The following is a 23,765-nucleotide window of genomic DNA, read 5'->3' as shown; positions in this document are numbered from 1 at the left end:
ACATTGAGCCCAATATAGACATAAGTATAGTCTCTATGTAGTATCGCTACATAATTAATACCAAAAGAAACCGGGACGGCTGCCAGTTGTCAGGTGTGCAATCCATGCCTGCATAGATCGATCCCGGACATCCACGCTTACAAGTGATCGGAGAAGGCAAAGTGCGAGATATGATTGAAGATATCGATCCAATCGAAACCCAGGAATGGATGGATGCTCTCGAATCCGTCGCCAAGAATGAAGGTGACGAACGTGCCAGCTACCTGTTAAAGGAGCTCGGTAACAAGGCTACAGACTTGGGAGTGGAAGCAGGTACCAGCCTGAACACTTCCTACGTCAACACCATCTCGCCGCGTGATGAAGTGCGCATGCCGGGGGATCTGTTCATGGAGCGTCGTATCCGCTCCTTCATTCGCTGGAATGCCATGGCCATGGTCATGCGTGGCAACGACAACGATGACGCGCTTGGCGGCCACATCTCCAGCTTCTCCTCTTCCGCAACACTCTACGACATCGGTTTCAACTACTTCTTCCATGGCCCCGAGGGCGACCGCGAATCCGACATGGTCTTTTTCCAGGGCCATATCTCACCGGGGATTTATGCGCGCGCTTACCTGGAAGGCCGTCTGACCGAGGAGCAGCTGGATAACTTCCGTCGCGAAGTCGACGGTAACGGTCTGTCCTCTTACCCGCACCCCTGGCTGATGCCGGACTTCTGGCAGTTCCCGACTGTATCCATGGGTCTGGGTCCGATTCAGGCGATTTATCAGGCACACGTGATGCGTTATCTGTCTGCACGTGACCTGGTGAAGCGTGGTAATCGCAAGGTATGGGCGTTCCTGGGTGACGGTGAGTGTGATGAGCCGGAGACTCTGGGTGCCATCTCTCTGGCCGGTCGCGAGCAGCTGGAAAACCTGGTCTTTGTTATCAACTGTAACCTGCAGCGTCTGGATGGTCCGGTACGTGGTAACGGCAAGATCGTTCAGGAACTGGAAGGTGTCTTCAAAGGTGCCGGCTGGAACGTGATCAAGGTCCTGTGGGGCCGTCACTGGGATCCGCTGTTCGAAAAAGATACCAAAGGTCTGCTGCGCAAGCGCATGGACGAAGTCTGTGACGGCGAGCTGCAGAACTACAAGGCTAACGGTGGCGCCTACACCCGTGAGCACTTCTTCGGCAAATATCCGGAACTGGCCGAGATGGTCAAGGATATGTCCGATGACGAGATCATGAATCTGAACCGCGGTGGTCACGACCCGTACAAGGTGTACGCGGCTTACCACGAGGCGATGAACAACAAGGGTAAACCGACGGTTATCCTGGCGCAGACCGTTAAAGGTTACGGCACAGGTGACTCCGGTCAGGCCAAGAACGATACCCACTCCCTGAAAAAAGTTGCCATGGACGACCTGAAAACGTTCCGTGACAACTTCAACATCCCGCTGTCTGATGAGCAGCTGAAGAGCGTCCCGTACTACCGTCCGTCTCCAGACTCTCCGGAAATGAAGTACATGTTCGAACGTCGCAAGCAGCTGGGCGGTTTCTACCCGGCGCGCCGTACCGAGTTTGAACAGTTGCAGGTACCTGAGCTTGAAGCCTTCAAGGGACAGCTCAAGTCCAGCGGCGAGCGTACCCTGTCGACCCAGATGGCGCTGAATCGTGTACTCAGCACGCTGGTTAAAGACAAGCAGATGGGCGAGCGCGTCGTCCCGATCGTACCGGATGAAGCCCGTACCTTCGGCATGGAGGGCATGTTCCGTCAGCTGGGTATCTACACTTCTGAAGGCCAGCGCTATGTGCCGCACGACTCTGACCAGATCATGTATTACAAAGAGTCCAAGAATGGTCAGATCCTGCAGGAAGGTATCAACGAAGCGGGTGCCATGTCGGCGTGGATTGCAGCTGCAACCTCTTATGCCAACAGCAACTGCACCATGGTGCCGTTCTACATCTTCTACTCCATGTTCGGCTTCCAGCGCATCATGGACCTGGCGTGGGCGGCAGGTGACTCCCAGGCGCGCGGCTTCCTGATCGGTGCGACGTCCGGTCGTACTACGCTGAACGGTGAAGGCCTGCAGCACCAGGATGGTCACAGCCACCTGATGGCGCAGATGATTCCGAACTGTGTGTCCTACGATCCGACCTACGGCTACGAGCTGGCCGTGATTGTTCAGGACGGCCTGAAGCGCATGTATCAGGATCAGGAAAACAAGTTCTACTACATCACCACGCTGAACGAGAACTACCAGCATCCGGAAATGCCGCAGGGTGCCGAAGAAGGCATCATCAAGGGCATGTACCTGCTGGAAGAAGGCAAGAAGACCGACCTCAAGGTGCAGCTGATGGGCTGCGGCTCAATTCTGCGTGAAGTACGCGAAGCTGCCACCATCCTGCGTGAAGAGTTTGGCGTCGAGTCCGATGTCTGGAGCACAACCTCCATCAACGAACTGCGTCGTGAAGCTCAGGATGTAAGCCGCTGGAACCTGCTGCACCCGGAACAGGAGCTGCGCACCTCTTACGTTGAGCAGTGCCTGGACGGTCATGAAGGTCCGGTTATCGCATCAACCGACTACATGCGCATGTATGCAGACCAGCTGCGTGAATTCATCCCGCGCCGCTACAAGGTGCTGGGTACCGATGGTTTCGGTCGCTCCGATACCCGCGGCAAGCTGCGTGAGTTCTTCGAAGTAAACCGTTACTACGTAGTAGTTGCGGCCCTGCGTGCGCTGCAGGAAGAGGGCAAGCTGGAGGCTTCGGTTGTCGCCAAGGCCATTCAGACGTTCAACATCAACCCGGAAAAGCCGGCGCCCTGGACACTGTAAGTGACAGGCGAGTGAACTTCTGACTGGTTTTAAGCGAGAGGAATTATTGTGACTACGACTACCATTAATGTGCCTGATATCGGCGGTAGCGAAAACGTCGACATTGTTGAAGTATGTGTCAGCGTGGGTGACAGCATCGCCGAGGGTGATTCTCTGATTGTGCTGGAAACAGACAAGGCTTCCATGGAAGTGCCGTCGACCCATTCCGGCGTTATTAAAAATATTATTGTTTCTGAAGGCGGTACCTGCAGCGAAGGTGATGCCATTCTTGAGCTGGAAGTTGAAGGTGAGGGCGAAGCGCCCGCAGCTGAAGCGCCGGCAGAAGCAGCGCCTGCTGCAGAGCCTGCGCCGGCCGCCGAGCCTGCGCCGGCACCTGCAGCGGCTGCCAGCAGTGTCGAGCAGGTGTTGGTGCCGGATCTGTCCGGTGCTGACAACGTTGATGTGATCGAAGTGCTGGTCGCTGAAGGTGACGAAATCGCTGAAGGTGACAGCCTGATCACGCTGGAAACCGACAAGGCCTCCATGGAAGTGCCTGCGCCCAAGGGTGGCAAGGTTGTTTCCATGAAGATCAAGGAAGGTGATCAGGTCAATGAAGGCGACCTGCTGCTGGAGCTTGAAGTCAGCGGCGGTGAGTCCGCAGAACCTGCTGCGGCAGAACCGGCTGCTGAAGCGGCGCCTGAGCCCGCAGCGGTAGCGCCGGCCCAGTCTGGCGGTGTCGAAACGGTTACTGTGCCTGATCTGTCCGGTGCGACCGATGTCGACGTGATTGAAGTGCTGGTCTCTGAAGGTGACGAAATTGCTGAAGGTGACGGCCTGATCACGCTGGAAACCGACAAGGCTTCCATGGAAGTACCCGCGCCCAAGGGTGGCAAGGTTGTTTCCATGAAGATCAAGGAAGGTGACCAGGTCAACGAAGGTGATGTGGTTCTGGAGCTTGAGGTTGCTGGTGCACCAGCTGCTGCGGCCCCGGCTCCGGCAGCAGAGGCGCCCAAGGCGGCTGCGCCTGCACCGGCTGCAGCACCTGCCAAGGCAGCGGCTCCGGCGGCTGACAAGAATGTCGACCTGAACGCGCTCGAGAAGAAAAACCGCAATGTGCATGCTGGCCCGGCTGTTCGCGCGCTGGCGCGTGAGTTCGGGGTTGAGCTGGCCAATGTGTCCGGTACGGGTCGTAAGGGCCGTATCCTGAAGGAAGACGTTCAGGCATACGTTAAATCTGCCCTCAAGCAGCTGGCCGAAAAAGGCCCGGCTTCGGCGACGGGTGGTAGCGGTATTCCTGCTATTCCGGCGGTAGACTTCAGCAAGTTCGGTGAGACCGAAATGGTTAAGCTGAGCAAGGTCGACAAGATCACCCGTGACAATATGTCACGTTGCTGGCTGAACATTCCGCACGTTACTCAGTTCGACGACGCGGACATTACCGAGCTGGAATCCTTCCGCAAGGAAATGAAAGATGCGGCTGCGAAAGAGGGGGTTAAGCTCACGCCGCTGCCTTTCATGATCAAGGCTGCTGCCATTGCGCTCAAGCGTCACCAGAAGTTCAATGCGTCTCTGCATCACGATGGCGAACACATCGTGTACAAGAAGTACGTGAACATCGGTATCGCTGTGGATACGCCTAATGGCCTGATGGTGCCGGTGATCAAGGATGCGGATCAGAAGAGCATCTATGAACTGGCCCGTGAAGCAACCGAGTTGGCCGGCAAGGCCAAGGACCGCAAGCTGAAGCCGAACGAAATGCAGGGCGCCTGCTTCACCATCTCCAGCCTGGGTGGCATTGGTGGTACCGGCTTTACGCCGATCGTGAATGCGCCTGAGGTGGCGATTCTGGGCATCTCCAAGGCCGATATCAAGCCGCGCTGGAATGGCAAAGAGTTTGAGCCGCGCATGATGCTGCCGCTGTGCCTGTCCTACGACCACCGCGCTATTAATGGTGGTGATGCGGGTCGCTTCCTGACAGACCTTAATGGCCTGCTGAGCGATATCCGTCGACTGGTGCTCTAAGCCAGCAAGCCAAATAAAAAAGGGGTGTGACTCGAGTCACACCCCTTTTTTTGTGTCAATTTGAAAACGGTCGGTAGCGGGGGTTGTAAAACACCGCTACCCGGCGGTTAGCCGTAGAATGCCATCTTAATGACGAACAGAGCCGACAGGATCCATAGGGCCGGGTTGAGCTGGTCGAAACGCCCGCTAAGGGCTTTGATCGCGGTATAAGAGATGATGCCGAACGCGATGCCGGTGGTGATGGAGAAGGTCAGAGGCATGCTGACAGTCGCGATCACAACCGGGGCAGCTTCGGTGATGTCATCCCAGTCGATATTCACCAGGCTGTGTGTCATCAGGACGGCAACAAACAGCAGTGCCGGCGCTGTCGCGTAGGCCGGGATGGTGCCAGCCAGCGGTGACAGGAACAGGCAGGCGATAAACAGCAGGCCCACGACAACGGCGGTCAGGCCAGTGCGACCGCCAGCAGCGATACCGGCGCCGGATTCGATGTAGCTGGTGGTGGTGGAGGTACCCATCACGGAGCCGGCCATGGTGGCGGTGGAGTCGGCCATCAGGGCGCGGCCCAGGCGAGGCAGCTTGCCGTCCGGTGTCAGCATCTTGCCTTTCTGGGCAACCGCGATCAGGGTGCCGGAGGTATCGAACAGGTCAACGAACAGGAATGAAAAGATAACACTGAGCAGGCCGATGCTGAGTGCGCCGCCGATATCCAGCTGCCCCAGTGTGGGTGCCAGTGAGGGCGGAGCGGAGGCGATGCCGTTGAATTCAACGTGGCCGGTTGCAAGGCTGATCAGAGTGATTGCCAGAATGCCGATCATCACCGAGCCGGTGATACGGCGGTAGTACAGGGTGGCGATAATGATAAAGCCCAGGCAGGCCATGATCGCGCCCCATTGGCTCATATCGCCAATGGTGACGAGAGTTGCCTGATTGTCGGTTACGATGCCGGCGTTCTTGAGACCGATGAAGCCGAGAAACAGGCCGATACCGGCGCCAATACCACCTTTAAGAGAAAGGGGGATGCTGTTAATGATCCACTCGCGGATGCGGAAGATCGACAGCAGGAAGAAGCAGACACCTGAAATGAAGACGGCGCCCAGTGCTGTTTCCCAGCTGTAGCCCATCTGGCCAACAACGGTGAAACTGAAAAAGGCGTTAAGGCCCATGCCGGGCGCCAGAGCGATCGGATAGTTGGCCCAGAAACCCATCACGAAACAGCCAATGGCAGCGGCAAGGCAGGTTGCAACGAAGACGGCACCCGAGTCCATTCCGGCTGCGGCCAGCATCGAAGGGTTTACGAAAATGATGTAGGCCATTGTCAGGAAAGTGGTCAGGCCTGCAACGACTTCGGTTTTCACCGATGTTTGGTGCTCGGAGAGCTTGAAGAGCTTATCCAGCATTGGAATATCCCACTGATTGCGCAATAAAGGAGACATTTTACCTGAGTCTCGTTATTGAACCAGTAGGAAAAAATAAAGCGGGAAAGAAAATTGGTCGGGATGACAGGATTTGAACCTACGACCCCTGCCTCCCGAAGACAGTGCTCTACCAGGCTGAGCTACATCCCGACGCAATACTTAGTTTTCAGCAAGTGGTCGGGGTGACAGGATTTGAACCTACGACCCCTGCCTCCCGAAGACAGTGCTCTACCAGGCTGAGCTACACCCCGACAAAGCTGAAAGCTAAGTGTTTGTTCTGATTGGTAGTCTGGCGTGGGAGCGCCTCAATCAGGAACGGGGCGCATTATAGAGAGCCCAGCGGCACTTGCCAATAGTCGAGGGGAAAAATGTTAAGAAAATAAGTACACTCGCCGTTTCATACTTCACATGGAGGAAGTGGGCGATGCTCATGGGACTGCTGATATTGCTGGTGTGTCAGTTGCTGGGTGAGTGGCTGGTGCTGGCATTGGCGCTGCCTGTACCGGGTCCGGTTATGGGGATGGTGTTGATGTTGGTTGCATTGATTGTGATGCGTCGTGTACCGGACATGATTCGCACACCGTCCGAAGGCTTGCTGCGCCACCTGGCGTTGCTGTTCGTGCCGGCTGGTGTCGGTTTGACGGTGCATGCTGAATTGATCGCCAAAGAGTGGCTGGTCATTCTGGTTGCTCTGGTGTTGAGCACGGTGGTCACGATTATTGTGACGGCCCTGGTTCTGAAGCGACTGACCCGAAACCTGAACCTGGATACAGGGGAGGGCGAGCATGAGTAACTTCTGGGTCTACTTTGCTGCCAAGCCGCTATGGTGGATTATTGTCACCATTGCGGCCTTCCTCTTCACATCATGGTTGAATCGGCGCGTGGGTGGTACTCCATTGCTGCATCCGGTGCTGGTAGCGCTGACGCTGATTATTATTCTCCTGCGTCTGACCGGAACCGACTATGACACCTATTTCGAAGGTGCACAGTTTATTCACTTCATGCTGGGCCCGGCCACGGTGGCGCTGGCCATTCCGTTGTACGACCATTTTGAGCGCGTAAAAAAAATGCTGGTTCCCTTATTGGTGGCCTGTTTCTGTGGGGCGCTGACGGCATCCCTGTCCGTCATTCTGGTGGCCTGGTTGCTGGGTGCATCAGAGGGCACCTTGTTGTCACTTGCACCCAAATCGGTCACTTCGCCGATCGCGATTGGTATTGCGGAGAAAATTGGTGGTTATCCATCGCTTGCGGCGGGCCTGGTGTTGATTACAGGCGCTATCGGTTGTCTGGCGGCGCCCCCCATCTTCCGCTGGTTGAAAATTGAAGATGACGCGGTCAAGGGGTTCACGCTGGGCTTGTCATCTCATGGCTTTGGCACAGCCTTTGCGTTTGAATTCAGTACATTGGCAGGTGCTTTTGCGGGGCTGGCGATGGGGCTGACGGGCTTGCTGACCGCCTTCCTGGTCCCGGTGCTGGTGGGTCTGTTGGGGCTTGGTTGATAAATCGAGCCCACATTAAAAGGCTGTGGCCGATTTGCCAAAAAATGCGACCGGCAGTAAAGTTCGCCCCCGTTAAGGTGTGCACAAACCCAATCAGAGGTACAAACTGACGATGACTCCGCTCGAGCGATACCAGCAGGATCTGAAACGTGATGATTTCTCCTATGATCCGACACAGGAAATGGCTGTAGGGCATCTGCAGCGCCTGTACGATGATCTGGTAGCCGCGGAGCGAGCGCCCAAGCCGAGCTTCATGCAGCGTCTGGGCGGCAAGATCAAGCGTCAGAAGGAAGAGCCCATCAAGGGGCTGTACTTCTGGGGTGGTGTTGGTCGTGGCAAGACTTACCTGATGGACACCTTCTTCGACAGCCTGCCGTTCGAGCGCAAGATGCGTACCCACTTTCACCGCTTTATGCAGCGTGTGCATAAGGAGCTGAAAGAGCTTGATGGTACCAAGAACCCGCTGGTTGAAATCGGTCGCAAATATGCCGATGAAACGCGCATCATCTGCTTTGACGAGTTCTTTGTTACCGATATTACGGATGCCATGATCCTTGGCGGCCTGATGCAGGAGCTGTTCAACAACGGTGTGGCTCTGGTCGCTACCTCCAATATTGTGCCCGATGGTCTGTACAAGGATGGTTTGCAGCGCCAGCGCTTCCTGCCGGCTATCGATATGCTCAAACGCTATACCGAAGTGGTGAATGTGGATGGTGGTGTCGATTACCGTCTGCGCACCCTGGAGCAGGCCGAACTCTATCATTGGCCGCTGGACGAGGGCGCTGACAAAAGCCTGAATGCCAGCTTTGAAAGCCTGGCACCGGACCTCGAAGAAGAGCAGAAAGAAGCGGAAGTAGAGGTTAATGGCCGACTCATTAAAGCGCGTCGTGTTTGTGAAGATGTGGCCTGGTTTGACTTTAGCGCGCTTTGTGAAGGTGCGCGCTCGCAGAACGACTATATTGAGTTGGGCAAAATCTACCACGCGGTGCTGCTGAGTAATGTGCCGCAAATGGGACGCAAGAATGATGATGCCGCACGTCGCTTCATCAACCTGGTGGATGAGTTCTACGATTCCGGGGTTAAGTTGATTATCTCTGCTGAAGTGGGGATTCCTGATATCTACACCGAGGGTCGTCTGAATTTCGAGATTGAGCGCACTCAGAGCCGGTTGCTGGAAATGCAGTCGCATGAGTACCTGGCACGAGAACATCGCGCCTGACGTTCAGTGCAATCTACACTTCCCATACCCGATGGGTGTGGGTATAATGCGCGCTCCCTGATTACAGGGTGCCGAAAAAGTGTACGTTAGAGTCTTACAAAAGGCGCTAACCAATAACTATAAGGTAAGTCGGAATTATCGGTAACAGCCGGATTCGAGACTTAAATTGTAAGGTGAACCATTCATGAAAACTTTTACTGCCAAACCGGCCGAAGTAAAACGCGACTGGTATGTTGTGGACGCAGAGGGCAAAACTCTGGGTCGCCTGGCTACTGAAATTGCACGTCGTCTGCGCGGCAAGCATAAGCCGGAATACACTCCGCACGTTGACACCGGTGACTACATCGTTGTTGTTAACGCCGAGAAAGTACACGTTACCGGCAAGAAGCGTAACGACAAAATGTACTACCGTCACTCTGGTTTCCCGGGTGGCCTGAAGGAAGCCAACTTTAACAAGATGGTTGAAACCTTCCCTGAGCGCACTATCGAGCTGGCTGTTAAAGGCATGCTGCCGAAAGGTCCGCTGGGCCGTGCCATGTACACCAAGCTGAAAGTGTACGCCGGTGCTGAACATCCGCACCAGGCTCAGCAGCCGAAAGAACTGAACGTCTAAGGGGAAGGTGAAGATGTCTACTACTCAGTATTACGGTACCGGCCGTCGTAAAACCTCTACTGCTCGTGTATTCCTGCGTCAGGGTACCGGCAAGATCATGATCAACAACCGCACTCTGGAAGAGTACTTCGGTCGCGTAACTGCGCGCATGATCGTTAAGCAGCCGCTGGAACTGACCGACACTGTCGAGAAGTTCGATGCGCACATCACCGTTAAAGGTGGTGGCGGTTTCGGCCAGGCTGGTGCTATCCGTCACGGTATCACCCGTGCGCTGATGGAATACGATGAGACTCTGCGCGGTGCTCTGCGTGAAGCGGGTTACGTTACTCGTGACGCACGTATGGTTGAGCGTAAGAAAGTCGGTCTGCGTAAAGCACGTAAGCGTCCGCAGTTCTCCAAGCGTTAATCGCTGGCGATCTGGTCGCATTATGTATGCGAAAAAAGCCTGCAGCCTGCGTGGTTGCGGGCTTTTTTTGTTTCTGGGGTCAGGTCAATAAAAGCGTTGTTCGCCTAATGGAGAGGGCATTATACCTTGTAAAAAAAGGGTATTTTCTTTAACATTCGGCGCATTTGAACAAACCGATTTTGTGTTTTTCATGACTGAGCGGCCCGTTTGTCTTTTGTGTCCAGCAGAAGCGGCAGGTCGATTGAGGGGAGATGAAGTTAATGAGCAATGACGGCGTGAATAAGGGTCGACGTCGTCTCCTGATCGGTGCCACATCTGCAGTGGGTGCAGTAGGTGCTGTAGGAGCGGCCGTCCCGTTCGTGGCTTCCTGGAATCCGAGTGCCAAGGCGAAAGCCGCTGGCGCGCCTGCCAAGGCGGATATCAGCAAGCTCGAGCCAGGTCAGCAGATGACCGTTGAATGGCGTGGTAAGCCGGTATGGATTGTCCGTCGCGGTGAAGAAGCGCTGGCTAATCTGGAGAAGCTGAACGATAGCGTAGCGGATCCAAATTCTGAAAAGCCGCAGCAGCCGGATTACGTTCCGAAGACCGCTGCCCGTGCTATCCGTCCAGAATTCGCTGTCATGGTAGGTATTTGTACCCACCTGGGCTGCTCGCCGACGTATCGCCCGGAAGTTGCACCGGACGACCTGGGTCCGAACTGGCTCGGCGGCTTCTTCTGCCCCTGTCACGGTTCGCGTTTTGACCTCTCAGGCCGTGTATTCAAGTCCGTACCGGCTCCGACCAACCTGGTCATCCCGCCGCACTCGTACGAAGACGACAATACACTGATTATCGGTGTTGATCCGGAGACTGCATAATGGCTGGCACACGAAATAAAGGGAATCCGGGCCTGATGGGCTGGATTGACGACCGCTTCCCGGCAACTGCCATGTGGGAAGATCACCTGTCCAAATACTACGCGCCGAAGAACTTCAACTTCTGGTACTTTTTTGGCTCCCTGGCACTGCTGGTGCTGGTTAACCAGATCCTGACCGGTATCTGGCTGACCATGAGCTACAACCCGAGCGCCGAAGGTGCGTTCGCATCCGTTGAATACATCATGCGTGATGTAGAATACGGCTGGCTGTTGCGTTACCTCCACTCTACCGGCGCCTCTGCATTCTTCGTGGTGGTTTATCTGCACATGCTGCGTGGCATCATGTACGGTTCCTACCGCAAGCCGCGTGAGCTGGTGTGGATCTTCGGTATGACCATCTACCTGGCGCTGATGGCTGAAGCCTTCATGGGCTACCTGCTGCCTTGGGGCCAGATGTCCTACTGGGGTGCTCAGGTAATCATCTCCCTGTTTGGTGCCATCCCTGTCATCGGTCCGGACCTGCAGCAGTGGATCCGTGGTGACTTCCTGATCTCCGGCATCACTCTGAACCGCTTCTTCGCCCTGCACGTTATCGCACTGCCGATCGTGATCCTGGCGCTGGTTGTTCTGCACATCATCGCCCTGCACGAAGTGGGTTCCAACAACCCGGACGGCGTTGAAATCAAAGAGAAGAAAGACGAAAACGGCGTACCGCTGGACGGCATCCCGTTCCACCCGTACTACACCGTTAAAGACATCGTCGGTGTTGTCGTCTTCCTGTTCGTGTTCTGTACCGTAGTCTTCTTCTTCCCTGAAGGTGGCGGTTACTTCCTCGAGAAGCCGAACTTCGAGCCGGCTAACCCGTTGAAGACACCTGACCATATTGCCCCGGTCTGGTACTTCACACCGTTCTACGCCATGCTGCGTGCGATTACCTTCCCGATGTTTGGTCTGGACGCCAAGTTCTGGGGTGTTGTGGTGATGGGTGCTGCGATTGCAATCCTGTTTGTGCTGCCCTGGCTGGATCGTAGCCCGGTCAAGTCCATGCGTTACAAGGGCTGGCTGAGCAAAGTCTGGCTGCTGATCTTCATTGTCAGCTTCGTGATTCTGGGTGTTCTGGGTGTTCTGCCGGCAACTGATGGTCGTACTAAGCTGTCTCAGCTGTGCACAGCGCTGTACTTCGCATTCTTCCTGCTGATGCCGTTCTACACACGCATGGAGCGTACTAAACCGGTTCCGGAAAGGGTGACAGGCTAATGAAAAAGTTTTTTATCACATTGTTGATGGCGCTGGCGCCGGTAACTGCCAGTGCTGCCGGTGGCGCCGGTGTGCCGCTGGACTCCTTCGACGCTGATCTGACAGATAAGGCGTCTCTGCAGCGTGGTATGCAGACCTTCGTTAACCGCTGCATGGGTTGTCATGAAGCGGGCTACCAGCGTTTCGAGCGTGCTGCTCAGGACCTGGATGTACCGAACGAACTGGTTGAGCAGTACCTGATCTTTGATCCGGAAGTGAAAATCGGCGAGCACATGAAAAATGCCATGCCGAAAGAAGTCGCTGCCGGCTGGTTTGGTGCGCCGCCGCCCGATCTGACGCTGGAAGCACGTCTGCGTGGTGGTGACTGGGTTTACACTTACCTGCGCAGCTTCTACATGGACGAAAACCGTCCCTGGGGTGTCAACAACGCGGTATTCCCTGATGTTGGTATGCCCAACGTGCTGGAAGACCTGCAGGGTAAAGTCGCGCTGCACTGTACGCCTGCAGAACTGGCTCATGGCGGTGAAGGTGAAATTGATCCCCTTACCGGTAAAACCATGGGTGGCTGTCTGACAGTTGCCGAGTCTGGTTCCCAGTCTCCGGAAGAGTTCGACAAGACTGTCTACGACCTGGTCAATTTCATGACTTACATGGGCGAGCCTTCGCGCATGGAGTCTGAAAGCCTGGGTACCAAGGTCCTGATCTTCCTGGCGATTCTGTTTGTCTTTGCCTTTGCTCTGAAGAAAGAGTACTGGAAAGACGTACACTGATCTCTGGTACACTCGGGATCTGAAACTACGCGGTCGTAAGGCCGCGTAGATTTTTTGTTTTTAGAAACAACCTTTTTGATGGGGATAGTTCGATGGGCGTAGTGGCCAAGCGTTCTTCCATGACCTTTTATTCGGATGGTTACGACCATTACAGTCACCGTGTACGTATCGTACTCTGTGAAAAAGGCGTGGCAGTTGATGTAGTGGATTGTAAAGCTAGTGAGCTGCCGGAGGATGTTGCGGCACAGAATCCCTACAACAGCCTGCCGACATTGCTTGATCGCGATCTGGTTTTGTATGAACCGAACGTGATGATGGAATACCTCGACGAGCGTTTCCCGCACCCGCCGCTGTTGCCGGTATACCCGGTTGCGCGTGCTGAAAGCCGTCTGTACATGCACCGTATCCAGCGTGACTGGTGTGTACTGGTTGACCGTATCCTGGCCGACGAAGGTACCGATGACGAGCTGGACGAAGCGCGTAAAGAGCTGAGCGACAGCCTGGTTGCAGTATCACCGATCTTTGATGAAAAGCCGTTCTTCATGAGCGACGAGTTCACGCTGGTCGATTGCTGCCTGGCGCCGATCTTGTGGCGTTTGCCGCAGCTGGGTATTGAGCTGCCTGAAGCTCAGACCACTGCGCTGCAGGGCTACATGGATCGCCTGTTCGAGCGTGAAGCCTTCCAGGCCAGCCTGTCTGACTACGAGCGCGAACTGCGCGACTAAACGCGGGCGCCTTAGTAAAGGCAGCACCACGTTACAAACAGGGATGGAGGTCACTTCATCCCTTTTTTATATCTACGCGACCCATGACTGCTGCAGGAGGTTATTTCCTGTAGCGATGTAATCTGGAGAGTGAATCATGAGTGCCATCAAACCCAGCCGACCCTATCTGCTGCGCGCGTTGTATGATTGGGTACTGGATAATGACATGACGCCACATATCGCTGTCGATGCGAGAGTGGTTGGCGTTCAGGTGCCGGAGCAGTTTGTCCAGGACGGACAGATTACCCTGAACATCGCCCCGGGAGCGGTGCAGGGGCTGCTGATCGATGATCAGGGCATCAGTTTCAGTGCCCGCTTTGGCGGTGTGCCCATGAATGTATATGCACCCATGGTTGCGGTACTGGCGCTGTTCACCCGTGAAAACGGAATGGGTATGGGGTTCGGTATGGAGCCGGGGGCCGATATTCTGGTGGAGCAGGCGGAGGCTGAAGAAGAAGAGCAGTCTGCAACGCTGGCACCTGTACCGGATGCACCGGAGCAGTCTGAAGCTGATGCAGGGGCTGATGAAAACGGTCAGGACGAAGCGGAAAAGCCGGCTGCGAAAAGCGGTAAGCCGACCCTGCGAGTGGTGAAGTAACAGGGAAGAGCCGCTGCTGGATCAGCAGCGGCTATCAGGCATCAATTGATGTATTCGAACACCTTGACGATCTTGCGTACACCGACCACGGAGCGAGTGATATCCACTGCAAGGTCGGCTTCCTGTCGATTTACCAGTCCCATCAGATAAACCACACCGTTCTCGGTAACCACTTTGATTCGGCCGCCGGCAACGCGTTTATCAGCCAGCATCTGTACCTTGATTCGGCTGGTGAGGTAAACATCGTTGCTGCGAACGATGGTTGATGTCGGGCCAGCAATATCCAGCTCATTATGTACCTTGCGTACATGCTGTGTCTGGCGTGCAATGCGCTCGGCTTCCTGCTTCACGTTCTGGTCCGGGACCTGACCAATCAGCAGTACCTGACCATTGTAGCTGACAACATTTACATGCGACTGGGCCAGTGCCTGGGAGCCCTTGCCAACATTGACCAGAATCTTGGTCTCGATGACTTCGTCTTCCAGATAGCGTCCCAGGGTACGGCTGCTCGGGTCTTCCTGGATCGGCTCTTCACGGGCAGTTCCAATCAGGGTTGCGCAACCGGATGTAACCAGGGTGGACGCCAGCATAAGAGCGACCAGAGGGCGTTTGAACATTAATCAGCCTCCAAACAGTTGATATTCAATCAGATCACACAAACAGTGCAGTACCAGAAGGTGAGCGCCATGTATCAGGGCATCTTCGCCACCGGGTATGCAGATCTCGATTTCATCCGGCAGCAGCAGGGCTGCCATATTGCCACCATCGCCACCGCTCAGCGCAATGACCATCATCTCCCGGTCATGGGCCGCCTGAATGGCTTGCACCAGGCTGTTGGCACGACCGTGCGTTGATATCAGCAGCAGAATGTCACCGGGCTGGCCCAGTGCGCGAATCTGCTTGGCATAGACATCGGCAAAGCCGGTCTCTTCGCTGATACCGCTAATGGCGGCTGCATCGTTCAGGGTCATGGCGGGCAGGCCCGGGCGTTCATGACGAAAACGATTCAGCAGCAGTGAGCTGAAATGCTGTGCCAGCGCGGCTGAACCGCCGTTACCGACACACAGGATCTTCTGTTCACTGACCAGACATTGGAGCAGGAGTTCACCGGCCTCAGCTATCAGGGGAGTGTGCTGCTCAATAGTGAGCGCATTGGTCTCCATGGTGTTGTGAAACTGGCTGACAATGCGGTCTTCGAGTTCCATTTAAAGCCTTTTCCGGTGTTCAGGGTCTAAAAGCGTCTTTATACCATATCGGAGGGTTAGACTCCGAATCTCCTTCATACGCAATAACATCAAAACGGCAAGGCAGTTGGCTCCAGTGCGGGTTGCGGCTGAGCATGTAGCGAGCCGCGCGGACCAGTTTCTGTTGCTTGCGCCAATCGACCGATGCCGCAGCACCACCGTGGAGCCGACCTGAGCGTGCGCGTACTTCCACAAACACCAGGTGTTCGCCGTCACGCATGATCAGATCTATCTCGCCCAGGCGGCAGTGAGCATTGCGTTGTATGGTCTGGAGTCCTTGTTGGCAGAGCCATTGCTCTGCATGCAGTTCGGCATCCTTGCCGATACGGTTGCGATCCATCGCATTCTCCATAAGGTTTACTGGGCCGGTACTCCTTCACTGATTTCAGCAGCGTCGGTATTGGCATCCGTTGCCTGGCCCGTCTCGTTGGGGGATTCAATTTCAGCGGCCTGTCCTTCAGTGATGCTCAGGGGCATGCCCTGTTCAAAACGGGTGCAGGTCAGTTCACGCTGAAGCTGGCGGTCGCGCATGACCTGCAGGCGGCCGGTTTCGCCATCAATGTAGACGCCGGGTGACAGCTGCAGCTGTTCCAGCCAGGGGTAGATATTGATGGCGTCCACGCCCAGTGCATAGAGGCGACCGAAGCGGGACAGGGTGTTTTTGCCGCTGCTGCTGAGCAGTCGGTGAGCATCGCTCGGCGGCTGGAGAATCCAGGGCAGATCACAGAACTGAATGCCATTCAGGTCCACGTCACGGGTTGCATCAGCATCGCCGGGGTAAAGGTGCGAGGTGGCATAGATCGGCATGTCGGCTGCAAAGTGGTAGTCCAGCATCGGCTTGATCAGACGGGCTGCTTCAGGCAGGGCCGTCAGCAGAATCGCATCGGCATCCTTGCGGCGACGCTCCTGGAACTCCAGGCGGTGGCGCAGCAGTTCACGCAGCGACTGTTCACGCGCCTTGCTTGCATCGGTCTTCATCAGCTGTGCAATCTGCGCGTCATAGTTGGCATTCACATCGTAGCCAAGGGTGCCGACGACCTGGCCGCCAACTTGCTCGACATGGTTGGTCAGGCTGTCACGGACACGGTCGCCCCAGGGAGCGCCAGGGGTGATGACAAGAAAGCGCTTGTGGCCTTCAGCAACCGCTTTCTGGGCCAGGGTGCGGGCTTCATGCTCCGAAGAAAGTTCCAGCTGCCAGGGCGTGGAAGGGCCGGCAGGGGCAGAATTCAGGGCCAGCACGGGAATGTCCAGCTGTGGCATGCTGGAAAGCTGCTGAATGAGGGTGTTATCCAGCGGGCCGATGAGGAAGTCGACGTTCAGCTGACGTGCCTGCAGCATGATTTGCGAGGCATCAAACAGCTGGGACGAGTCGATATTGACCAGTGTTGGTGTCGGTTTTCCCTGCTGGCGTGCAACTTCCAGCGCGGCTTCCATACCTTCACGAATGGCTGCTGCCGGTTTTGCCAGGTTGCCGCTCAAGGGCAGTACAACCCCGATACGATTGGCGCTAATCAGCTCGCCAGCGGCTTCAACCACCATCAGGTCTTCCGGCGGGAGCTGCATGGCAGGGTGTGATTCCCAGAGGATGCGCCAGTCATTGAGGGCTTGCTCACGCGTCGGCAGGTCAGTGCTTTGACGCAGCATCAGTGCCAGCTCCAGCCAGCCCTGTTCAAAATAATCATTACTGGTGTTCATGCTGGCGCGCAGCTGGGGCTGAGGCACACGTTGCAGTACCTGCCAGATCTGATTGTGGTAGCGCTGCTGCTCGGCAGGGTCAATGCTCAGCTGGCTGCTCAGCATCAATTCACGTGCAGCAGCCAGTGGATCATCCTGCTGCAGCCAGACATCGGCACGCAATTGTGCCAATTCAGCCTGCTGATCGGCAGGCAGCGCGCCAAAACGTGACGGGTCCAGATAGCGCATCAGTTCCTGGGTGTTGTCAGTGTCCAGCGGTGCGCGCACACGGGCAACTTCAAACGCCAGCTCCGGGGGGAGCTGCTCCAGGTCGATAAGCGTCAGAGTGGCCAGTGCCTGTTCCGGCTGGTCTTCCTGCAGCATGATCTGTGCCGCGCGCAAACGCAGTTGCGCGGCGGTTACCGGTGTTTCTGTCTGCGCCTGACGTAGCAGGTCATCAATGCTTTCCTTGGCGGTAGCCGTTTTGTCGACGACCTGTGGGGGCTTCTGCGGGCTTGAGCAGCCACTGATCAGCGCGGCTGTAAGCAGAAGGCTGAAAGACAGCCGGGGCAAAATCGTCATATAATCAGGGTCCTAGCAACCAGTGAGTATCCTTAATGTCTGAACCGGTTCTCTACATCGTGGCAACGCCGATCGGTAACCTCGCAGACCTGTCCGAACGTGCGCGAGAGGTGCTGGGCCGTGTCGATCATGTCGCTGCCGAAGACACCCGTCACAGCGGACGTTTGCTGGCTCACTTTAACATTAAAGTCCCCATGATTTCAGTGCATGATCACAACGAGCGCCAGCGGGCCGAGCATGTGATCAACCTGTTGCGAAATGGCGAGAGTATTGCACTTGTCAGTGACGCCGGTACGCCGCTGATTTCTGATCCCGGGTTCCACCTGGTACGAGCCGTGCGTGAAGCCGGGTTCAGGGTTTCACCGGTGCCGGGTAGCTGTGCCTTTGTCGCCGCTCTGTCTGCATCGGGGCTGCCGTCGGACCGCTTTCAATTTATCGGTTTTTTGCCCGCTAAAAGCGGCGCGCGCCTGCAGGCGCTGGAAGCACTGTCCGAGAATACGGAAACATTGGTGTTCTATGAATCGACACACCGCATCGTCGACAGTCTCAAGGCGATGTCCGAGGCGTTTGGGTGTGAGCGCTATGCGGTGGTCGCCCGAGAGCTGACCAAAACCTTCGAAACCATTCATGGTGACAGTCTTGAGGGGCTGTTGGAGTGGATTCAGGCCGACGCCAATCAGCAGCGCGGTGAGTTTGTTGTGCTGGTGCAGGGGGCTGAAAAGGTGCTTGATGATGAGAGTATCAACCCCGAGGCTGAACGTATTCTGCGGATTCTGGCCAAGGAGATGCCGCCCAAAAAAGCAGCGGGTGTTGCTGCTGAAATCACGGGCTACAAGAAAAATCGCTTATATCAGCTGCTGATCGACTGAAGCTCTTGCTTAACAGCGCCAGCTCGTTATACTCCGCGCCGAGAGTCTGCCAGGCAATCGTCGCTGCGTTTACGCAGGGGAGGAAAGTCCGGGCTCCGCTGGGCAAGGTGCCAGATAACGTCTGGGCGGCGCAAGCCGACGGAAAGTGCAACAGAAAGTATACCGCCTAAGCATCTTCGGATGCCGGTAAGGTTGAAATGGTGCGGTAAGAGCGCACCGCGTGGGTGGCAACATTCCACGGCGATGGTAAACCCCACCCGGAGCAAGACCAAATAGGGACCCATTAAGGCGTGGCCCGCGCCGGGTCCGGGTAGGTCGCTTGAGGCCAGTGGCGACGCTGGTCCTAGATGAATGATTGCCCACGACAAAACCCGGCTTATCGGCAGACTCTCATTTTTCCCTTGCTGATCATTCGTATCAGCTCTCGTTTGGACTCCCTGTCTACAACTAGCGACCCTTTTTTATTCCTGAAGTCTGGATTCATCATCACGACATAATTGTGTCAGCTCTTGGACATGGGTACTTCACACTTCGTTTCTAGCATCTGTTTAACCATCATGTTTGCATGGATGGCCACGCGCGATCCCCATTTCGCTTTAGAACCTGCATTCAGGAGTGGTTAGATGATTAGAATCAACGAGTTCCAGCCGAACCCCCAGGGCACTGACCCTCAAATGGCTGTGTTTGAACTTCAGGGTGAGCCGGGCACGCTTTTTACCGGCTGGATCACGTCCATTGAAGGTGATAACAGCAGCGCGACGATTGATAGCGCCTACCAGATAAGCGGCACCTTCGATGAGCATGGCTTGCTGACTGTTGAAGTGCCTGATTTGGAAAACCCGAGTTTCACCGTTGTTCTCAGCAGTGAGTTCAATGGCGCCTTGGGGAATACGTTCAGCCTTCTGAATACAGGTGCATTTTTTGGCAGGGTGCATGATGCACTGGGTGTGCCGGATGCTTCGGCTGATGCTTCTTATCTGTTCGGCGCGGCACTTGGTGGGGCTGACTTTGCGTACACAGGTGATGAGCCCCGTCTGGTGTTTCGTGACAGCCTGAGCGGGGACTGGTATGCCATTAACGATCCCGACAATGGCCAGGTGATCGACATCAATGGAAATGTGGTCGCTCCAGATGAGTTCGGCAGTGATCCGGCTTCGGGTACGGATACTTTCGGCAGCGCCAATCCGTCCCGTTCGGCTCCTGCGGCTAATCATTTTGTCGAAAGCTTCGAGCAGGCGCCCGGTACAACGTACTTTCTCTTCAGCGATATTGATGACGGCAGCTTCGATTTCTTCGGTCGTTTTGCTTCTCCGGATAACACTAATAGCGCGCGCGATGACTTCCAGAGTGGTTTTGACGGTGGCTATGCCATTTTTGGCCAGGACCATGATGGCGAAGGCGGTGCCTCTACTCAGGTTGTCAGCATTCCTGGCATTGATATCTCGGGCTATGTTGACCTGGCAATGGCGGTTCGCGTAGGTGCTCTCTCCAGCGAGCCGACCTTCCAGAACTACGAAGCCGGTGATGGAATCAGGATTTTTGCCAGTGTTGATTCGGGGGCGCGAGTGTTGGTAGCTGAGTTTGCACCTCCGGTTAGTGGCTCCGGTGACCTTAGGCTGGATACGGACGGCGACGGCATTGGCGATGGCGAGGTTTTGACCACTGCATTGAGCCGTTTTGTTATTGATCTGCCCAATGGTGGCAGCCTGCTCGATCTTGAAATCGAAATGACTTCAGATGCGAGTTATGAGCCGCTTGTTATCGACAAGGTTGAAGTGGGCGAAATGCTGGAGTTGGCACCTGAACCCGAAGGGCCTGAAGCAGTCTTTATTCATCAGATCCAAGGTTCCGGCACTGACGTTGCGATCAGTGGTGAAGTGCAGGTTCAGGGTGTTGTGACAGGCGTTTACGATGAATCCGACGAACTGAAAGGCTTCTTTGTTCAGGAAGAAGATGCTCACACTGATAATGACAGTGCCACATCCGAAGGCATTTTTGTGTATCTGGGCTCCAACTCCGTAGATGGCTTGGCAGAAGGCCAGATTGTCACGGTGACAGGTGTCGCTGAAGATTACTTTGGCATGTCGCAAATTAATGTGACTGATGGAGGCAGTGTCACCATTGATGATGCAACCGACAACCTGAATCTCGTCTCCAGTACGTTGCTGGAGTTGCCTGCTCCCGGTCGAACTGATGCTGCTGCTACCTTTGAAGCTGTCGAAGGGATGTTGGTGAATTTCACCGATACACTGGTGGTCAGCGAGTACTACGAGCTGGCGCGTACCGGGCAGATAGTGCTTCAGGATGAAGAGCGTTCCTATCAATATACCCAGCTCCATGAGCCTAACGCTGAGGGCTATGCGGCTTATCAGGATGACGTTGCCGCAAGCCGCATTGTGATTGATGACTTGAACAACCTGCAGAACAGTGACGAAATCTACTACCCCGGCGCTGAAGGCTTTTCAGTTGATAATTTCATCCGTGGTGGCGACCAGGTCGAAGACTTGACGGGTATCCTGCATTGGAGCTGGGCTGGATACCAGGGCTCGGATGCCTGGGTTGTGCGCCCTACAGAAGCCGCCCCGGTTGAGTTTACAGAAAGTAACCCGCGTACAGATGTGCCAGAAGAGGTGGGAGGCCGTCTTAAAGTTGCCAGCTTCAATGTCTTGAACCTCTTCGCAACAATAGATGATGGTGCAGCCACTACCCAGACGGGTATGGAACCTCGCGGCGCTGACAGCGAGGCAGAGCTGCAGCGCCAGCTTGATAAAATAGTCGCTGCACTGAGTAAAATGGACGCTGATGTCATTGGTCTTATCGAAATCGAGAACGACAATGACGAAACACTGGCCCTGCTCGTTGATGAGCTGAATGCTGCACTGGGGACTGATGTGTATGACTATGTTCCTACCGGTGTCATTGGTTCGGATGCGATCAAGGTAGGCTTTATCTACGACAGCTCCAGCGTGCGTATTGCCAATGATGGCGAAGCCGTCGCTGTATTGGACACCCCTGAATTTATGGCGCCGTTGGGTACTGGTGACAAGAACCGGCCTGCTGTTGCGGTAACTTTTGAGGAACTGGCAACCGGCTCGCATTTCACGGCCGTAAACAACCATCTCAAGTCCAAAGGCTCTCCGGTGGCCGGGGAAGACGATCCGGGCATCGAAGATGGGCAGGGAAATGGTTCTGAAACCCGCAAAATGGCTGCAGATGTCCTGGCTGACTGGCTGGCGACCAACCCGACTGGGGCTCCGGATGATGATGTTCTGATTCTTGGGGATCTGAATGCCTATGCCAAGGAAGAGCCCTTGCAGGAGCTGCGTGAGGGCGCCGATGATCAGGCGGGTACCGAAGACGACTTCATCGACCTGGCCGCGGAAATGATCGGGGATGATGCCTATTCCTATGTCTTCGATGGGCAGCTGGGCACACTTGATTATGCACTGGCTAACCAGGCATTGCTGCCGCAAGTAACCGGTGTTACCCAGTGGCATATCAATGCGGATGAAGTGAGCCTGCTCGACTATAACGACGATATACAGGACCCGACCGAGCGAGGATATGAAGCCAAGCCGAGCGGTAATGAGCTGTATGCCGATGATCCTTACCGGTCATCGGATCATGACCCGGTCATCGTTGGGCTTGATCTTGCCCCGGAATGGAACCTGATCCGTGGCGAGGACGGGCGCAATGACCGTATTAAGGGAACCGATGGCTCAGACCTGATCATGAGCCTGGGTGGTCGTGTTGACCGCCTCTGGGGACTTGAAGGCGAAGACTACTTCGCTGTCGGTCATGAGATGCATAACGGTGTTCGTGAAACCGATATGATCATGGACTTTGAAGGCGGCAAGGACTCGTTGATTCTGATGGAGGGCGCCGAAATAAGGTCGATGCATGGTAGTGAGCGGTCCATGGTTATTTTCCTCGAAGGCGACCGCGACATGATCCATCTATTGGGCACGAACCTGTCGGCTGAAAACCTGAATATCCGGTATGAGCCCGCAGATCTGTTCCTCTAACACCACCTGATACAGGGTACGCATCGAAAGGCCACAGCTATCTGTGGCCTTTTGTTTTTGTATACTGAGTTCTTTGAAGCTCAAGTACATGGAGGCAAGGAACGATGGGAACAGTACCAGGCCCGGATGGCCTGCCACGCTGTGGCTGGTGTGGCGAGATTAGCGAGTTCTTCCCCTATCATGACAATGAGTGGGGCTTCCCGGTCGACGACGATATCCGTCTGTTTGAGAAATTGTGTCTGGAAAGTTTTCAGTCAGGGCTGAGCTGGCGCACGATTCTCGCCAAGCGGGAGAACTTCCGCGCTGCCTTTGCTCATTTTGATTTCAATCGGGTGGCGCAGTTTGATGAAGCCGATATCGAGCGTCTGTTGGCGGATGCCGGTATTGTGCGTCACCGCGGCAAGATTGAAGCGGTCATCAATAATGCCCGGCGGGCCTGCGAGCTGGTTGAACGAGAAGGCTCACTGGCTGCGTATTTCTGGCAGTTCGAGCCGGATGAACGGGATCTTCCCGCGCCACAGACTCAATCGACGTCGGAAGCCTCGATTGCACTCTCCAAAGAGCTAAAAAAGCAGGGCTGGAAATTTGTCGGTCCCACAACCGTCTATGCGTTTATGCAGGCGATGGGGTTGATCAACGATCACCTGGACGACTGTGTCTATCGAGCCAAGGTGGCTGAGGCACGCAAGGCATTCAAGCGACCGGTGAAAGCGAGGTGAGTATGCTCAAGGGTGAATGCAACTGTGGCGCTGTACAGTTCAGTATTCAGGGCCCCTTGCCGGGGTTGTATCAATGTCACTGCTCCTTGTGCCAGAAGCAGAGCGGAACGGCCTCGAATGCCGGTACGCTGGTCGAATGTGAGTATTTCCGTTGGGAGTCCGGTGCTGAGTTCATCAAACAGTGGCAAAAGCCCAGTGGTTTCAGTTCACATTTCTGTCGTGAGTGCGGATCACCGGTACCGAATCGCTTCAAGGACTATATGTGGGTGCCTGTGGGACTCATGTCGGGGATTACCACGCCGGTGGTGGCGCATATCTGTGTCGAAGACACGCCTGCCTGGGATCAGCCACAAGACACTTCGCGAAGTTACCCCGGGATGCCGGATGATATTGACGAATTTCTCCAGTTTCTTAAATCCAGCGCCCACTAAC

General features: G+C 55.4%; 21 protein-coding genes, 2 tRNA genes and 1 other RNA gene. 17 read left to right on the top strand and 7 right to left on the bottom strand.

Annotated features, from left to right (window positions below):
• The first annotated feature begins 170 nt into the window (after positions 1 to 170).
• Both aceE and aceF read left to right on the top strand, forming a co-directional pair.
• On the top strand, positions 171 to 2,819 hold the full coding sequence (gene aceE / locus BW956_RS01360; RefSeq protein ID WP_076460222.1) for a pyruvate dehydrogenase (acetyl-transferring), homodimeric type: 2,649 nt from the start codon (positions 171 to 173) through the stop codon (positions 2,817 to 2,819).
• A 48-nt stretch (positions 2,820 to 2,867) separates the two neighbouring features.
• Positions 2,868 to 4,820, top strand: a complete 1,953-nt coding sequence (aceF, locus tag BW956_RS01355; protein ID WP_076460221.1) for a pyruvate dehydrogenase complex dihydrolipoyllysine-residue acetyltransferase — start codon at positions 2,868 to 2,870, stop codon at positions 4,818 to 4,820.
• A 107-nt stretch (positions 4,821 to 4,927) separates the two neighbouring features.
• On the opposite strand, the gene BW956_RS01350 is transcribed toward aceF, so the two are convergent.
• The 3 genes from BW956_RS01350 to BW956_RS01340 all read right to left on the bottom strand — a co-directional run bounded on the left by BW956_RS01350 (position 4,928) and on the right by BW956_RS01340 (position 6,489).
• The gene (locus BW956_RS01350; protein ID WP_076460219.1) at positions 4,928 to 6,220 is read right to left on the bottom strand and encodes an NCS2 family permease; all 1,293 of its coding nucleotides are present in this window, start codon (positions 6,218 to 6,220) and stop codon (positions 4,928 to 4,930) included.
• A 91-nt stretch (positions 6,221 to 6,311) separates the two neighbouring features.
• Positions 6,312 to 6,388, bottom strand: a tRNA-Pro gene (locus tag BW956_RS01345).
• Between the two features lie 24 nt (positions 6,389 to 6,412).
• Positions 6,413 to 6,489: transfer RNA gene (locus tag BW956_RS01340), tRNA-Pro, on the bottom strand.
• Between the two features lie 173 nt (positions 6,490 to 6,662).
• Between BW956_RS01340 and BW956_RS01335 the strand changes: the two genes are divergently transcribed.
• The 10 genes from BW956_RS01335 to BW956_RS01290 all read left to right on the top strand — a co-directional run bounded on the left by BW956_RS01335 (position 6,663) and on the right by BW956_RS01290 (position 14,220).
• Entirely contained in the window at positions 6,663 to 7,031 is a 369-nt protein-coding gene (locus tag BW956_RS01335; RefSeq protein WP_076460218.1) for a CidA/LrgA family protein, read from the top strand.
• Positions 7,024 to 7,737 carry an LrgB family protein gene (locus tag BW956_RS01330; RefSeq protein ID WP_076460216.1) on the top strand — a complete coding sequence of 238 codons (714 nt, stop codon included), beginning with the start codon at positions 7,024 to 7,026 and terminating at the stop codon, positions 7,735 to 7,737. Before BW956_RS01335 ends, BW956_RS01330 begins: the two co-directional genes overlap by 8 nt.
• Positions 7,738 to 7,849: 112 nt before the next feature.
• Complete coding sequence (gene zapE / locus BW956_RS01325; protein ID WP_076460214.1) at positions 7,850 to 8,956, top strand: cell division protein ZapE; 1,107 nt, start codon at positions 7,850 to 7,852, stop codon at positions 8,954 to 8,956.
• 184 nt (positions 8,957 to 9,140) lie between these two features.
• Positions 9,141 to 9,569, top strand: a complete 429-nt coding sequence (rplM, locus tag BW956_RS01320; RefSeq protein ID WP_076460212.1) for a 50S ribosomal protein L13 — start codon at positions 9,141 to 9,143, stop codon at positions 9,567 to 9,569.
• Positions 9,570 to 9,582: 13 nt separating this feature from the next.
• Complete coding sequence (gene rpsI / locus BW956_RS01315) at positions 9,583 to 9,975, top strand: 30S ribosomal protein S9 (RefSeq protein ID WP_010321800.1); 393 nt, start codon at positions 9,583 to 9,585, stop codon at positions 9,973 to 9,975.
• 260 nt (positions 9,976 to 10,235) lie between these two features.
• The gene (gene petA / locus BW956_RS01310) at positions 10,236 to 10,832 is read left to right on the top strand and encodes a ubiquinol-cytochrome c reductase iron-sulfur subunit (protein WP_010321799.1); all 597 of its coding nucleotides are present in this window, start codon (positions 10,236 to 10,238) and stop codon (positions 10,830 to 10,832) included.
• A complete protein-coding gene (locus BW956_RS01305; RefSeq protein ID WP_076460210.1) occupies positions 10,832 to 12,088 on the top strand; it encodes a cytochrome b in 1,257 nt (418 codons plus the stop codon). The genes petA and BW956_RS01305 overlap by 1 nt, the downstream gene beginning before the upstream one ends.
• The gene (locus BW956_RS01300) at positions 12,088 to 12,858 is read left to right on the top strand and encodes a cytochrome c1 (protein ID WP_076460208.1); all 771 of its coding nucleotides are present in this window, start codon (positions 12,088 to 12,090) and stop codon (positions 12,856 to 12,858) included. Before BW956_RS01305 ends, BW956_RS01300 begins: the two co-directional genes overlap by 1 nt.
• A 92-nt stretch (positions 12,859 to 12,950) precedes the next feature.
• On the top strand, positions 12,951 to 13,583 hold the full coding sequence (locus BW956_RS01295) for a glutathione S-transferase N-terminal domain-containing protein (protein ID WP_010321796.1): 633 nt from the start codon (positions 12,951 to 12,953) through the stop codon (positions 13,581 to 13,583).
• A gap of 136 nt (positions 13,584 to 13,719) precedes the next feature.
• Complete coding sequence (locus BW956_RS01290) at positions 13,720 to 14,220, top strand: ClpXP protease specificity-enhancing factor (protein WP_076460206.1); 501 nt, start codon at positions 13,720 to 13,722, stop codon at positions 14,218 to 14,220.
• 41 nt (positions 14,221 to 14,261) lie between these two features.
• Here the strand turns inward: BW956_RS01290 and BW956_RS01285 are convergent, their stop codons facing one another.
• From BW956_RS01285 to BW956_RS01270, 4 genes are read right to left on the bottom strand one after another with little or no spacing between them, the layout of a single operon-like run.
• A complete protein-coding gene (locus BW956_RS01285) occupies positions 14,262 to 14,837 on the bottom strand; it encodes a BON domain-containing protein (RefSeq protein ID WP_010321794.1) in 576 nt (191 codons plus the stop codon).
• 3 nt (positions 14,838 to 14,840) lie between these two features.
• A complete protein-coding gene (locus tag BW956_RS01280) occupies positions 14,841 to 15,425 on the bottom strand; it encodes an SIS domain-containing protein (RefSeq protein ID WP_010321793.1) in 585 nt (194 codons plus the stop codon).
• 19 nt (positions 15,426 to 15,444) lie between these two features.
• Positions 15,445 to 15,804, bottom strand: coding sequence for a YraN family protein (locus BW956_RS01275; RefSeq protein WP_175611946.1), 360 nt, complete (start codon positions 15,802 to 15,804; stop codon positions 15,445 to 15,447).
• A 17-nt stretch (positions 15,805 to 15,821) separates the two neighbouring features.
• Positions 15,822 to 17,720 carry a penicillin-binding protein activator gene (locus BW956_RS01270; RefSeq protein ID WP_076460204.1) on the bottom strand — a complete coding sequence of 633 codons (1,899 nt, stop codon included), beginning with the start codon at positions 17,718 to 17,720 and terminating at the stop codon, positions 15,822 to 15,824.
• A 35-nt stretch (positions 17,721 to 17,755) separates the two neighbouring features.
• Between BW956_RS01270 and rsmI the strand changes: the two genes are divergently transcribed.
• From rsmI to BW956_RS01245, 5 genes are all read left to right on the top strand, one after another.
• Complete coding sequence (rsmI, locus tag BW956_RS01265) at positions 17,756 to 18,589, top strand: 16S rRNA (cytidine(1402)-2'-O)-methyltransferase (protein ID WP_076460202.1); 834 nt, start codon at positions 17,756 to 17,758, stop codon at positions 18,587 to 18,589.
• 41 nt (positions 18,590 to 18,630) lie between these two features.
• Positions 18,631 to 18,984, top strand: an RNA gene (gene rnpB / locus BW956_RS01260) — RNase P RNA component class A.
• Between the two features lie 228 nt (positions 18,985 to 19,212).
• Positions 19,213 to 22,614 (top strand): ExeM/NucH family extracellular endonuclease, encoded by a 3,402-nt coding sequence (locus BW956_RS01255; protein ID WP_076460200.1) that lies wholly within the window; start codon positions 19,213 to 19,215, stop codon positions 22,612 to 22,614.
• Between the two features lie 104 nt (positions 22,615 to 22,718).
• Positions 22,719 to 23,333 carry a DNA-3-methyladenine glycosylase I gene (locus tag BW956_RS01250; protein WP_076460198.1) on the top strand — a complete coding sequence of 205 codons (615 nt, stop codon included), beginning with the start codon at positions 22,719 to 22,721 and terminating at the stop codon, positions 23,331 to 23,333.
• Between the two features lie 2 nt (positions 23,334 to 23,335).
• On the top strand, positions 23,336 to 23,764 hold the full coding sequence (locus BW956_RS01245) for a GFA family protein (protein ID WP_076460196.1): 429 nt from the start codon (positions 23,336 to 23,338) through the stop codon (positions 23,762 to 23,764).
• Position 23,765: the final 1 nt, after the last annotated feature.

This window comes from Marinobacterium stanieri, assembly GCF_900155945.1.
In the GTDB taxonomy this organism is placed as follows: domain Bacteria; phylum Pseudomonadota; class Gammaproteobacteria; order Pseudomonadales; family Balneatricaceae; genus Marinobacterium; species Marinobacterium stanieri.
This window is presented reverse-complemented; position numbering and strand designations above follow the sequence as displayed.

Coding starts and splice junctions, on each gene's coding strand:
- BW956_RS01255 (WP_076460200.1), top strand. CDS start 19,213: ATGATTAGAATCAACGAGTTCCAGCCGAACCCCCAGGGCACTGACCCT.
- BW956_RS01350 (WP_076460219.1), bottom strand. CDS start 6,220: ATGCTGGATAAGCTCTTCAAGCTCTCCGAGCACCAAACATCGGTGAAA.
- aceE (WP_076460222.1), top strand. CDS start 171: ATGATTGAAGATATCGATCCAATCGAAACCCAGGAATGGATGGATGCT.
- BW956_RS01270 (WP_076460204.1), bottom strand. CDS start 17,720: ATGACGATTTTGCCCCGGCTGTCTTTCAGCCTTCTGCTTACAGCCGCG.
- BW956_RS01285 (WP_010321794.1), bottom strand. CDS start 14,837: ATGTTCAAACGCCCTCTGGTCGCTCTTATGCTGGCGTCCACCCTGGTT.
- rsmI (WP_076460202.1), top strand. CDS start 17,756: ATGTCTGAACCGGTTCTCTACATCGTGGCAACGCCGATCGGTAACCTC.
- BW956_RS01245 (WP_076460196.1), top strand. CDS start 23,336: ATGCTCAAGGGTGAATGCAACTGTGGCGCTGTACAGTTCAGTATTCAG.
- rplM (WP_076460212.1), top strand. CDS start 9,141: ATGAAAACTTTTACTGCCAAACCGGCCGAAGTAAAACGCGACTGGTAT.
- zapE (WP_076460214.1), top strand. CDS start 7,850: ATGACTCCGCTCGAGCGATACCAGCAGGATCTGAAACGTGATGATTTC.
- petA (WP_010321799.1), top strand. CDS start 10,236: ATGAGCAATGACGGCGTGAATAAGGGTCGACGTCGTCTCCTGATCGGT.
- BW956_RS01335 (WP_076460218.1), top strand. CDS start 6,663: ATGCTCATGGGACTGCTGATATTGCTGGTGTGTCAGTTGCTGGGTGAG.
- BW956_RS01250 (WP_076460198.1), top strand. CDS start 22,719: ATGGGAACAGTACCAGGCCCGGATGGCCTGCCACGCTGTGGCTGGTGT.
- BW956_RS01330 (WP_076460216.1), top strand. CDS start 7,024: ATGAGTAACTTCTGGGTCTACTTTGCTGCCAAGCCGCTATGGTGGATT.
- BW956_RS01275 (WP_175611946.1), bottom strand. CDS start 15,804: ATGGATCGCAACCGTATCGGCAAGGATGCCGAACTGCATGCAGAGCAA.
- BW956_RS01290 (WP_076460206.1), top strand. CDS start 13,720: ATGAGTGCCATCAAACCCAGCCGACCCTATCTGCTGCGCGCGTTGTAT.
- rpsI (WP_010321800.1), top strand. CDS start 9,583: ATGTCTACTACTCAGTATTACGGTACCGGCCGTCGTAAAACCTCTACT.
- BW956_RS01300 (WP_076460208.1), top strand. CDS start 12,088: ATGAAAAAGTTTTTTATCACATTGTTGATGGCGCTGGCGCCGGTAACT.
- BW956_RS01280 (WP_010321793.1), bottom strand. CDS start 15,425: ATGGAACTCGAAGACCGCATTGTCAGCCAGTTTCACAACACCATGGAG.
- BW956_RS01295 (WP_010321796.1), top strand. CDS start 12,951: ATGGGCGTAGTGGCCAAGCGTTCTTCCATGACCTTTTATTCGGATGGT.
- BW956_RS01305 (WP_076460210.1), top strand. CDS start 10,832: ATGGCTGGCACACGAAATAAAGGGAATCCGGGCCTGATGGGCTGGATT.